Source organism: Sphingopyxis chilensis (genome assembly GCF_035930445.1).
GTDB lineage: Bacteria > Pseudomonadota > Alphaproteobacteria > Sphingomonadales > Sphingomonadaceae > Sphingopyxis > Sphingopyxis chilensis.
In genome coordinates this window covers 1,884,906-1,897,134 of the sequence record NZ_CP142394.1, presented here as the reverse complement: position 1 = coordinate 1,897,134, position 12,229 = coordinate 1,884,906, and the positions used below count along the sequence as shown (strand labels likewise).

General features: G+C 63.1%; 10 protein-coding genes. 3 read left to right on the top strand and 7 right to left on the bottom strand.

Going from position 1 to position 12,229, the window contains the following annotated elements:
• Nucleotide 1: 1 nt before the first annotated feature.
• A complete protein-coding gene (locus VSX79_RS08530) occupies nt 2-1,279 on the bottom strand; it encodes a pyruvate dehydrogenase complex dihydrolipoamide acetyltransferase (RefSeq protein WP_326915171.1) in 1,278 nt (425 codons plus the stop codon).
• A 159-nt stretch (nt 1,280-1,438) separates the two neighbouring features.
• Here VSX79_RS08530 and VSX79_RS08525 point away from each other — a divergent pair, with 159 nt between their 5' ends.
• A complete protein-coding gene (locus tag VSX79_RS08525) occupies nt 1,439-1,894 on the top strand; it encodes a universal stress protein (protein ID WP_179496287.1) in 456 nt (151 codons plus the stop codon).
• On the opposite strand, the gene VSX79_RS08520 is transcribed toward VSX79_RS08525, so the two are convergent.
• Complete coding sequence (locus VSX79_RS08520) at nt 1,891-2,283, bottom strand: hypothetical protein (RefSeq protein ID WP_179496290.1); 393 nt, start codon at nt 2,281-2,283, stop codon at nt 1,891-1,893. The genes VSX79_RS08525 and VSX79_RS08520 overlap by 4 nt on opposite strands.
• 120 nt (nt 2,284-2,403) lie before the next feature.
• Here VSX79_RS08520 and VSX79_RS08515 point away from each other — a divergent pair, with 120 nt between their 5' ends.
• Nucleotides 2,404-3,186, top strand: coding sequence for a helix-turn-helix domain-containing protein (locus tag VSX79_RS08515; protein ID WP_179496292.1), 783 nt, complete (start codon nt 2,404-2,406; stop codon nt 3,184-3,186).
• Nucleotides 3,187-3,201: 15 nt separating this feature from the next.
• On the opposite strand, the gene VSX79_RS08510 is transcribed toward VSX79_RS08515, so the two are convergent.
• From VSX79_RS08510 to phaR, 5 genes are all read right to left on the bottom strand, one after another.
• Nucleotides 3,202-5,520: a ribonuclease R family protein gene (locus VSX79_RS08510; protein ID WP_179496294.1), complete on the bottom strand. Its 2,319-nt coding sequence runs from the start codon at nt 5,518-5,520 to the stop codon at nt 3,202-3,204.
• A 61-nt stretch (nt 5,521-5,581) separates the two neighbouring features.
• A complete protein-coding gene (locus tag VSX79_RS08505) occupies nt 5,582-6,067 on the bottom strand; it encodes a DUF6644 family protein (protein WP_179496296.1) in 486 nt (161 codons plus the stop codon).
• A gap of 10 nt (nt 6,068-6,077) precedes the next feature.
• Entirely contained in the window at nt 6,078-6,428 is a 351-nt protein-coding gene (locus tag VSX79_RS08500; RefSeq protein ID WP_179496298.1) for a DUF6152 family protein, read from the bottom strand.
• 71 nt (nt 6,429-6,499) lie between these two features.
• Nucleotides 6,500-8,026 carry a proline--tRNA ligase gene (gene proS, locus VSX79_RS08495; protein ID WP_179496300.1) on the bottom strand — a complete coding sequence of 509 codons (1,527 nt, stop codon included), beginning with the start codon at nt 8,024-8,026 and terminating at the stop codon, nt 6,500-6,502.
• Nucleotides 8,027-8,068: 42 nt separating this feature from the next.
• Nucleotides 8,069-8,605 (bottom strand): polyhydroxyalkanoate synthesis repressor PhaR, encoded by a 537-nt coding sequence (phaR, locus tag VSX79_RS08490; protein ID WP_179496302.1) that lies wholly within the window; start codon nt 8,603-8,605, stop codon nt 8,069-8,071.
• Nucleotides 8,606-9,098: 493 nt separating this feature from the next.
• Here phaR and VSX79_RS08485 point away from each other — a divergent pair, with 493 nt between their 5' ends.
• Complete coding sequence (locus VSX79_RS08485; protein WP_326915170.1) at nt 9,099-12,218, top strand: TonB-dependent receptor domain-containing protein; 3,120 nt, start codon at nt 9,099-9,101, stop codon at nt 12,216-12,218.
• The last annotated feature ends 11 nt before the right edge of the window (nt 12,219-12,229 follow it).

Sequence of the window (12,229 nt, the reverse complement as noted above, 5' to 3'; positions counted from 1 at the left end):
GTTACGCCACCAGTCCCAGCGGGCTTTCAACAAGCTCCTTGAAGGTCTTCATCAGCAGCGCGCCGTCTGCGCCGTCGATCGCGCGGTGGTCGAAGCTGCCGGTCGCCGACATCACCGTCGCGATCGCGAGCGCGTCGTCGACCACATAGGGGCGCTTCTCGCCCGCGCCGATCGCCATGATCATCGCCTGCGGCGGGTTGATGACGGCGGTGAACTGCTTGATCCCCATCATGCCCATGTTCGAGATCGAGGCGGTGCCGCCCTGATATTCTGCGGGCTGGAGCTTGCCTTCCTTGGCCTTGGCCGCGAGTTCGGACATTTCGGTCGAGATTTTCGACATCGACTTGCCGCCGGCATCGACGATGATCGGGGTGATGAGGCCGCCCGGAATGCTGACCGCGACCGAGATGTCGGCGCGGCTGTATTTGCGCATCACATCGCCGCCGAAGCTGACGTTGCACGCGGGCACGCGTTCGAGCGCGACCGCGAGCGCCTTGATCAGCATGTCGTTGACGCTGAGCTTGACGCCGCGGCTTTCGAGGCTGGCGTTGAGTTCGCCGCGCAGCTTGAGCAGCGCGTCGAGGCGGATGTCGACGGTCAGGTAGATGTGCGGCGATTGCTGCATCGACTCGGTCAGGCGGCGCGCGATCGTCTTGCGCATGCCCGACAGCTTTTCATCCTCGTGCGGGATGCCGAAATCGGGGATCGCGCCGGCGGTGGCCGGTGCGGGGGTTGCGGTCGGCGCGGCGGCGGTGGGAGCGGGCGCTGCGGTGCCAGCAGGCGCGCCTTCGAGGTCGGCCTTGACGACGCGGCCGCCGGGGCCGGTGCCGGTCAGGCTCTTGAGGTCGATGCCCTGTTCGGCGGCGAGGCGCTTGGCGAGCGGGCTGGCCTTGATGCGGTCTCCCGAAGCGGCCGGTGCGGGTGCGGGCGCCGGAGCCGCGGCGGAGGGTGCAGCCGGCGCCGCCGGCGCGGCTTCGGTCTTGGGTTCGGCGGCAGGGGCCGGTGCGGGCGCGGCCTTGGCTTCGCTCGCATCCTCATCTTCGCCCGCGATCACCGCGATCACGGTGCCGACCTTCACGCCATCGGTGCCTTCGGCGACGAGAATCCGGGCGACCGTGCCCTCGTCGACCGCCTCGAATTCCATCGTCGCCTTGTCGGTTTCGATTTCGGCGAGCAGGTCGCCCGACTTGACCGTGTCGCCCTCCTTCACCAGCCATTTGGCAAGGGTGCCCTCCTCCATCGTCGGCGAGAGAGCGGGCATTTTCAGTTCGATTGGCATGTTTAGGCGTGTCCCTGTCAGTCTTGCAGGCGGGGCCTGCCGCTACGGATTCTTCCTCGCCATAAGCCCTGCATCGGTCAAGGTCCAGCGGGCCAGCTTGCGTTTCATACGAATGTGACGCACTCTTGGCGCCAAGCAAAAACACGAGGGGTCGGGGCGATGCGGACATATCTGGTGGTGATCGACGACAGTCCGGAGGCGGCGCTGGCGCTGCGCTTTGCCGCGCGCCGCGCGGCGCGGACGGGCGGCGGTGTCATGGTGCTCGCGATCATCCCGCCGCAGGATTTCGTCGCCTTTGGCGGCGTGCAGGCGACGATCGAGGCCGAGGCGCGCGAACATGCCGAGGAACTGGTGGCCGCCGCCGCCGACGCGGTGGTGCAGGAAGCCGGCGTGACGCCGCAAGTCATGGTCAAATCGGGCAAGCCCGCCGAGGTGGTTTGCGAAATGATCCGCGCCAATGACGAGATTGCGGCGCTGGTGCTCGCGACGGCTGCGAGCGGCCCCCCGGGACCGCTCGTCGCCTATTTCACCGGACAGGATGCGGGGTCGCTGCCCTGCCCGGTGATGCTGGTGCCGGGCGGCATCGATATCGCCCGGCTCGACGCGCTGAGTTAGACGGTGGCGGGACGCGACAGCGCCGCAGCGCCTTTCGCTTCGTAAATTGCAAATACCAGGACGCCGATCGCCTGCACGATGACAATGGCAATGCCGAGCGCGGTCATCTGTCCGGCGAAAATCGCGAGAACGGCAAAACTGGCAGCGACCCACCCCAGATTGCCGATCGCAATCAGGTTCGCGAGTCCCTTGCTCGGCTCCTTCTGATTGGCAACGAACAGCATCAGCAGAGCCGAGGGAAGGCCGATCCAACCCGCGACGGTCACCACTTCGGAGGGGAGGCCGAGCAGCGCGGCGACCGTCGCGGTCGCAAACACACACAGGACGAACAACGCCGTGCAGGTGATGGCATCGATGATCAGCGTGTTCTTGAGATTGAAGATGGACATGATGTTCTCCTTTCGATTGCCCGTCCCATCTGGCCCAGCAAATGCAGTCAGTCGATTACGCCCAAGGTAATGGAAAAGGAGAAGGACGAGGTATAGCTCTGGCCGCAGAAGGAGACGATCATGCAAGTCGCACCGCTGGGCGAACAACTCCGCGAATGGCGCACCCGCCGCCGGATGAGCCAGATGGACCTCGCGCTCGATACCGAGATTTCAACGCGCCACCTGAGCTTTATCGAGACGGGGCGGTCGAAGCCGAGCGCCCAAATGTTGCAGCGAATCGCCGACTGCCTCGACGTGCCGCACCGTGCGCGCAATGCGATGTTGCTGGCGGCGGGTTATGCTCCCGACTATCAGGAACGGCCGCTCGACAGCGACGAAATGGCGGGAATGCGCGCGATCGTCGAGCATGTGCTGAAGGGGCACGAGCCCTACCCCGCGCTCGCGGTGGACCGGCACTGGAATATGGTCGCGGCGAACAGCGCGGTCGGAATTCTCGCAGGGCTTGCGGCACCGCATCTGTTCGAACCACCGGTCAACGTGCTGCGCATTGCGCTGCATCCCGAGGGGCTCGCGCCGCATATCGCTAATCACGGCGAATGGCGCGCGCATATTCTCGAACGGCTCGACCACCAGATCGACGCGAGCGCCGACGCCGGACTGGTCGCATTGCGCGAGGAATTGGCCGGCTATCCGGCCGCCGAAGACGAGCATCATCGCGGCTTGGCGAACGGCATCGCGGTCCCGCTGATCCTCGACACGCCGATGGGACAAATCCGCTTTGTCTCGACGGTGACGATCTTCGGAACACCCGTCGACATCACGCTGTCCGAACTCGCGATCGAGGCGTTTTTCCCAGCCGATGCGGAAAGTGCGGCGTTGTTGCAGAAGCTCGCTGGAAAATAGTTATTCGGCGAGGAGCTATCTGCGCCGGCCCTTGTGCTTGATATTCGCCGGACGACCGCGTTTGCCGACCATATGCTTGCCGCCCTTGTCCTTGCCGGTTTTCTTCACCCCATCTCGCCGCGGCGGGCGGTTCCGAAAGCCGCCCTCGGGGGCGTCGGGCAGTTCGAAGCGTAGTGCGCCGCTGATCGGATTGGCGTCCATCAGTCGAAGCTCGATCCGCTGGCCGACGGTAAAGCTCACCCGTCCATGCTCGCTGTCAAGGCTGCGTGCGGCCTCGTCGTAGAAGAAGCGCTCGCTGCCCAGCGTCGATACGGGCACCAGCCCGTCGCCGCCGAGCCCGTCGACGGTCGCGAAGAAACCGAAAGGCTGCACCCCGGTGATGCGCGCGACGACGATCTCGCCCGTCCTGGTCGCGAGATAGGCGGCGACATAGCGGTCGACCGTCTCGCGCTCGGCCTCCATCGCGCGGCGTTCGAGCGCGCTGATCGCTTCGCCGATGCGCGACAGCCCCTTGGCGTCAGCCTCCCCAAGCCCCGTGCGCGCGGGCAGGCCCTTGGGCTTGCCGGGGACTTCGAGCTTGTAGGAATCGACGAGCGCGCGGTGGACGATCAGGTCGGCGTAGCGACGGATCGGCGAAGTGAAATGCGCGTAGCTGCCAAGCGCGAGGCCGAAGTGGCCCGCGTTGGCGGGGCCGTAGTAGGCCTGCGTCTGGCTGCGCAGGATCGCCTGCATGATTTCGGGCAGCCGGTCGTCTTCGGAAAAGCCGTCGATCAGCCGGTTGAACACCGCGGGGGTGATGACCTGCCCGAGCGCAAAGCTCTGTTCGAAGGTTTCGAGATAATCCTTGAGGCTGACGAGCTTTTCGCGGCTCGGCGGCTCGTGGATGCGGTACATGACGGGTGACTTCTTAGCCTCCAGCGCCTTCGCCGCCGCGACATTCGCCGCGATCATATAATCCTCGATCAACCGCATCGAATCGAGCCGGTCGCGGACGCGGATTTCGGCGATTCCGCCTGCCTCGTCGAGGATGACCTGCCGTTCGGGCAGGTCGAGGTCGAGCGGCGCGCGGGCGGCGCGCGCCTTTGCCAGCAGCGTCCAGCACGCCCATAAATTCTTGAGCGTGGGGAGCACGTCGGCGTCCCAGTCATCGCGCGGCGCGTCGCTGTCGTAAGCCGCCTGCGCATGCTCATAGGCGATGTTCGCGCGCAGCCTGACCAGCGCGCGCGTGAACCGCCATGACGTCACCTTGCCATGCTTGTCGATGACGAGATGGCACGCCATTGCGGCGCGGTCCTGCCCGGCTTTCAGCGAGCAGACGCCGGCCGACAGCGTTTCGGGCAGCATCGGCACGACCTGGTCGGGGAAATAGACGCTGTTGCCGCGCCGCCGCGCCTCGCGATCGAGCGCCCCGTCGGGACGGACATAATAGCTGACGTCGGCGATCGCGACGATCGCGCGAAAGCCGCCCTTGTTGCCCGGCTCGTCGTCGGGGATCGCCCAGACGGCATCGTCATGGTCGCGCGCATCTATGGGATCGATCGCGACGACCGGCAGGTCGCGAAGATCCTCGCGGCCGTCGGGGGTGAGCGGCAGCTTCGCCGCATGCCCCGCCTCGGCGAGCGTTTCGGCGCCAAAGACATGCGGGATTTCATGCCGCGCAATCGCGATCATGCTGAGCGATTTGGGCGCGAAGGGATCGCCGATGCGGTCGATGACCTTCGCCTTGATCGCTGCCCCTCGCCCCGTGAGTTCGGCGCGAACCAAGTCGCCGATATCCGCGTCGCCCTTGTCAGCGACAGCGAAGTCATAGCGCGCGCGCTTGTCGGCAGGCCGCAGCCAGACCATCGGCTTGCCGCCCGGCCCGATATCCTCGACGAGCACGCCGATCACCATCTCTGCGCTCGCCTGCAGCCGCTTCATCGGGTGTGCGACATGGCCGCTGCCCCGTTCCTCGGTGCGCGCGAGTATGCGGTCGCCGACGCCCAGCGCGCCTTTCCGCCCCTGCTCCATCACGCGCAGCCGCGGAGCCGGACCGGCGCCTTCCCAACGATCGGGCACCGCCCAGAGGTTGCTTCCCTCGATCGCCGCGACGCGTAGCACCGTGACGCGCGGCAACCCACCATGCTTGTGGAATGCCCGTCCGGGCGCCAGATCGACCAACCCCTCGTCGGTCATGTCCTTGAGCAACGCTTTCAGCGCGATCTTGTCGTTGCCGTGGAGCGCAAAATGCTTGGCGATCTCGCGCTTTCCCACCGGCTGGTCGGACGCCGTGATGAAGTCGAGAATCTGTTGGCTGCTGGGCAAGCCGGGCGAGTTGTTCGAGCGCTTTTTCATTGGCGAAAGGCTATAAGCGCGCTGGCGGGCATTACCAAGCACTAGCGCGGCCTTGCCGCCGTCAGCTGTAGGCGATCCAGCGCCCCGACGCGCCCGCGGCGAGCCAGAGGAGCAGCGAAGCCGCCGCCATCGCCCGCGCTGCGGCGGGCGCCCTGCCGGACCAGCGCGCCATATCGGCGTCCCAGACCAGTCTGAAGGCGGTCGCATTGGCCAAGGCAATCGCGATGATGACCAGCTTTCGCTCGAATATGGTCGATCTCGCGAGTGCTGGGCCGTCGGCGGCGAACAAGATCACGCCGCTGATCGCCATCAGGATGAGCCCGGCGATAGCGACCGGCGTGAGCGCGCGCGAGATTTCCATTACCGGCAGGCTTCTCCACAGGCCCATGACCCTGAGGTCGACGACGCCAATCCCTCCGACCAACATGATCAAGCCCAGCAGGTGCAGCGTATTGGCGACGGGATAGACGAGCGTCGACCCGCGCGACCACGGCCCGATGCCGGTCGTATCGAGCCACTCCGCAGCGGCAGTCAGGACAGGCTCCACGCCGCTTCGCTCAGCGCAACTCGACCGTCTTCTTGCCGACCATCACGCGTTCGACCCGCATTTCGGCGGCGCCGTCGCGCCGGACATAGCCGGTCAGGCGAAAGCGCTTGCCGGGTTCGATCTCGGCGCGCGTCAGCCCGCGCGCTTCCATGCGGCCGACCGGCGCCAATATGACGTCCCAGACCTTGCCCTTCCAGCGCATCTTGGCGCTACCGTGCGGGTTGCCCCACGACAATTCGGTGAAAGACGCGGTCAAGGTTACCGGCTTGGTCTCGTCATAGGACGACCAGCCATGGTGGGCCGCGGCGGGAAGCGCAGCTAGCGCCAGCGTCGCGGCAGCGACCAGCAAGGGATATCGCATCGACAGTCTCCTTCGAGCCCCTCGGCGCGAAGGCTAGAACGCCATGCCTCCCGGCGCAAGGGCGCTAAAGCTCAGTAGGTCCGCCCGATCAGTACTCGCTCGACGGCCGGTTCGCCGGTGAAGACGCAGGGACCATCGGCCGGCGCGGCATCGAGCGGCGTGTTGCGCATCGTGAGCTTGAGAGATTTTAGCTGCTCGACGATCTTGTCCAGCGTAGCGCCGGTCGGGCGCGACCATTGGACTTCGACCCAGCCGACGAACTTGTCGTCACCGGCGAAATGCGCCGCGAGGTCGGTCACGTCGCGGCGGATACTGGCGTGAAGCCGCTCGCTTGCCTCGGCATGGAGGCTCGACTGGATATCATCGAGCGTCGCGGCCGCGTCGGCGATGAAATCGCTCTTTGCGATGAACGCCGAATTGAGCTTGCCGCTTTCCTGATAGAGCCGGTCCCGGCGGATCACCGCGACATTGCCGCCCGCGACGTCGCGCGGACCGACTTCGACGATGATTGGCGCGCCCTTCTTGACCCAGCCCCACCGCTTGGTCTGCGCCTTCGCGCCGCTGGTATCGAGCAGCACGCGCACGGGTTCGCGGAAGGCATCGAGCGCCTTGAGGCTGGCTTCGAGGTCGCGGCAATAATCGAGGATCGCGGCATCTTCCTCATTGTCGCGCAGCATCGGCACGATGACGATCTGGTGCGGCGCGATGCGCGGAGGACAGCGCAGGCCGTCATCGTCGCCGTGCGTCATGATGACGCCGCCGATCATGCGCGTCGAAGTACCCCAACTCGTCGTGTGGCAGAGGCTGTGGCCGCCGTCCTTGTCCTGGTAACGGATGTTCGCCGCCTCGGCGAAGCCGGTGCCGAGATAATGCGAAGTGCCGGCCTGCAGCGCCTTGCCATCCTGCATCATCGCTTCGATCGAATAGGTCGCGACGGCGCCCGGGAAGCGCTCATTCTCGGGCTTTTCGCCCGCGATCACGGGCATCGCGAGGACATCCTCGGCGAAGGCGCGGTACATTTCGAGCGCGCGCAGCGTTTCGGCCATCGCATCATCCCGGTCGGCGTGCGCCGTATGGCCTTCCTGCCAGAGGAATTCGCTGGTGCGCAGGAACATCCGCGTGCGCATTTCCCAACGCACGACGTTCGCCCACTGGTTGACCTTCAGCGGCAGGTCGCGCCAGCTCTGCACCCAGCGGCTCATCGCCGAGCCGATGACGGTTTCCGACGTCGGGCGGACGATCAGCGGCTCCTCGAGCTTCGCCTCGGGATCGGGGACGAGCTTGCCCTTCCCGTCCGCGATCAGGCGGTGATGGGTGACGACGGCCATTTCCTTCGCAAAACCATCGACATGGTCGGCTTCCTTCTCAAAGAAGCTCAAAGGAATGAAGAGCGGGAAATAGGCGTTTTGAACCCCCGCGTCCTTGATTGCGGCGTCCATCACCTTCTGGATGCGTTCCCAGATGCCATAGCCCCACGGTTTGATCACCATGCAGCCGCGCACCCCCGATTCCTCGGCGAGGTCGGCCTCGGCAATGACATCTTGGTACCAGGCCGCGAAGTCGGCCTGACGGGTTACGCTGAGCGCATGCTTGATCATTTGTCCTGTTTCTGTGCTTTGGTACCGCGCTGCGGTTCCGGATTATTTTTTGGCGAGCTCGGCCCTGAGTTGGGCGATTTCGGCTTTCAGCTCTGCGATTTCGGCATCTTTCGCCTTGTTCGCGCCGGCGCCTGGTATGAATGCGCCCGCGGCTTGCTGAAACATTTCCATGTTGCGGCGGGTGAGTTCGGCGAGCGGGTTCGAGCCGAGCGCCCCTTCGAACGCCGAACGGACATCCTGCTGGTTCTTGCGGAACGCCGTCATCGACGCTTCGAGATATTGCGGCACCATCGACTGCATCTTGTCGCCATACATGCCGATCAGGTGGCGCAGGAAATTGACCGGCAACAGGGTTTCGCCGCGCGTTTCCTCGTCCATGATGATTTGCGTGAGGACATTATGCGTGATGTCTTCGCCGCTTTTCGCATCGACGACGCGGAAATCGCGGCCGTCGCGGACCATCGTGCCGAGATCGTCGAGCGTAATATAGCAACTGCGTTCGGTATCGTAGAGCCGCCGGTTGGCGTATTTCTTGATCGTGACGACGTCACCTTCCGTCGTCCCCTTGGACTTCGCCATTTTTCACCCGCGCTCCCTGAATCCCGGAACTATGGCGACCGCGCCGCACCGGATAGGCCATGGCATTAGCATCAAATTATGATGCGTCGCAACATGCGGCTCCATGTCTCACGCGAGTCGGCACACGCCAAAGTGCCTATCTCAGTATTTGGCAGGCAGGGCGCGGCGTCGCCCCAAGCCTCCAGCCAACTCGCGCGAATGGAGCATGCGAAAAATGCTCAAAGAAACTTAGTTTCGAAAGATACGATAGTTGTGAAACATTCATCCGCACAAGGCGCCCCGCGACGCTGGTTCATGTCGCACATGCAAAACCATATTATACGCCGGTTATCGCGGTTCAACGACTCGAGTGTTGCGCAAATATCACAAGCCGCCAGTCATAAACGAGATGTGACATAAAATTGCCACAGGATGCTTGTGCTCGGTTTTTTTTCAGTCTTTCTGGAGTGCAATCCGTTCAGTTCGATTTGAACGGGCAACCGGGGAGTTATCAATGACTAAGTCGCACCTGTTTCTGGGTGCTGCTGCCTTTGCAGTAGCCATATCCGTGAGCCAGCCCGCGTTGGCGCAAGACACCGCGGCGGAATGCATTGACGCCAATAATGATGGCGTCTGCGATTCCGATCAGAATACCGAACGCTCGATCGTCGTTACGGGCTCGCGCATTGTTCGCCCAACGCTCGATTCACCTGTTCCGCTCACATCGGTCGATGTCAGCGAACTCACCGACACAGGCGACGTTTCGCTGGGTGACGCGCTCAATGATCTTCCTTCGCTGCGCTCGACTTTCAGCCAGGGCAACTCGACCCGCTTTATTGGCACCGCAGGCCTCAACATCCTTGATCTCCGCGGCCTGGGCACCGCCCGCACGCTGGTTCTCGTTAACGGCAAGCGCCATGTCACGGCATCGCCGGGCGACTATCTGGTCGACGTCAATACGATCCCAGTCGACCTGCTGGAACGCGTCGACATAGTCACGGGCGGCAACTCGGCGATCTACGGTTCGGACGCTGTCGCCGGCGTGGTGAACTTCATCACCAAGCGCGATTTCGAAGGGATCAATTTGCGGGCGCAAGGCGGCATTTCGTCGCGCGGCGACCGCGGAAATATGTTCGTCAGCGGCACTTACGGAAAGAATTTTGCCGACGGTCGCGGCAACGTCGCGATTTCGGCCGAATATGCCGAAGCGAGTCCCCTCTACTTCACCGATCGCGACAAACTGACAGGCGCCTATTCGGGTCGCTGCCAGTTCCAGCTGACCGACGATACGATCGGAGAGCCGGCAGCGGGTGACGGCATTCCCGACAACACCTTCCTGTGCGGTATCAAAAATCGCTCTATCAGCGACGGTGGCACGCTCGGCGCGCTCGACCCAGCTTCCAGCACGCGTCAGCGTTATGTCCGTTTTGCCCCGGGCGGCAACATTTTCATCGACACGCCCGACCAGAGCTTCGGCGGTGTAGGCTCCGGCAACCAGCAGGGCGGTGAAGGTTCGACGCTGCGCAACACCGGCCAACTCGCGGCGGGCTTGAAGCGCTACTCCTTCAACCTGCTGGCGCATTACGACGTCAGCGACGCGTTCCGCCCCTTTGTCGAGGCGAAATACGTTCGCGTCGATGCTCTTCAGGAAGGCCAGCCGAGCTTTTTCCAAGGATCGCTGGCGGGCTTCTTCGCGACCACGCAAGAACAGTTTGACGCGATTCCGGAGCTTCGTTGCGATAATCCGTTCCTGACCAGCCAGGCTTTCGATACCCTCAGCGGCTTTGGAGTTTGCGGCGCGACCCCGGATGCGACGCCATTCGCTATCTCGCGCTTCAACACCGATTTCGGCGGTCGCGGCGAAAAGCATCGCCGTGAAACCTTCCGCGTTGTTGGCGGGGTCGAAGGCACGTTCAATGACGACTGGAACTATGAATTGTCGTTCAACTACGGTCGTCTCGACACGAGCATGAAGTCTTTAAACAACTTGGTGCTTTTTGACGAACAGGGGAATCTTGACGGCTTTCTGCTAGCGATCGACGCGACGCGTAATACCGCAGGTCAGATCGTTTGCCGCGTCAATGCCGATGCCGATCCGACGAACGATCGCCCGGACTGCGTCCCAATCAATGTCTTCGGCAGCGGTTCGCCGAGCCAGGCGGCCCTGAATTTCGTGAACACCACCTCGACCCGCGACGAAAAGGCGGAAGAGTTCGTGGCGCTGGCGAGCGTCGCCGGTGACCTCTCACAATTGTTCGAGTTGCCGGGCGGCCCGATCGGTTTTGCGCTTGGCGCGGAATATCGTGAAGAGAAGGCCTACTCGGCATATGACGCGTTGACGGCTTCCGGCGGCACGTTCCTAAACGCCATTCCTGTGTTCGATCCTCCGAAGCTTACGGTGAAGGAAGCTTTCGCTGAAATCAGCATTCCGCTGCTGGCGAACATGCCGCTAGCCGAAGAACTGACGATCAGTGGCGCGGCTCGCGTCTCCGATTATAACACATCGGCCGGCACGGTATGGGCCTATAACGTTCAGGGACTTTACGCTCCGATCCCGGACATTCGCTTGCGCGCCGCCTATGCACGTTCGGTCCGTACGCCGACGCAAAGCGATCTGTTCTCGACGCCGTCGCAGAACTTCAATCAACTGAACGATCCGTGCGACGTGCTGTACATCGGTAACGGTCCGAATCGCGCGGCGAATTGTGCGGCCGCGGGCATCCCGGCGGGTTTCGTGAACCAGCCGGCGCGTGATCGCACGACCGAAATCCGGTCGGGCGGCAATCCGACCTTGCAGAATGAAATCGGCAAGAGCCTGACGCTTGGCGCAGTGTTCGAGCCGAGCTTTCTCCGCGGATTCAACTTCACGGTCGACTATTACAAGATCAAGGTCGAAAACCTGATTGCGGTGCTGCCCGCGCAGACGATCCTCAACCTTTGTTACGACAATGCGAGCGGGATCGATAATCAGTATTGCGCCGTTGTGAGCCGTCTGCCGAATGGCCTGTTTGATCAGGCGAACGGCGCGGTGATCTCTGGCGGGATCAACTTCGCGTCGCAAAAGACTGAAGGTATCGACTTCGACCTTCAATATCGCCGGACGTTCGACAATGGCCATCGCCTGTCGGTGCGCGGGATCGCGACCTATTTGATTCGTCTCGACAACTACACCGATCCGACGTCGCCGAATGCGCCCAACCGTCAAATGAGTGAACTTGGCGATCCGCGTTGGGCTGCAAATGCGAGCATCAACTATGATTTCGGTGATCTCGATCTTAGCTACTCGGTCCGTTATATCGGCAAACAGACGATCGGCACATGGGAAGCGCAGAACGCGTACAAGGACATCTGCCCCGAAAGCGGAAATATCCCCGGTGGTGGTACCTGCACACCGGGTAATCTGACGACGTTCCCGGCGGCGAATGCCGACCAGTATCCGCAGATTTACTACCCGTCGGCATTCTACCACAATTTCCGGGCCAATCTGGAAATCGACAAGAAGTTCGAATTCTATGTCGGCGTCGATAATGCGTTCGACAAACAGCCGCCGCTCGGCCTGCTGGGTACGGCAGGTGGCGATCCCTACGACACCTTCGGCCGCTATTTCTACGCGGGCATCAAGGCCAGCTGGTAAGAGAAATCCGG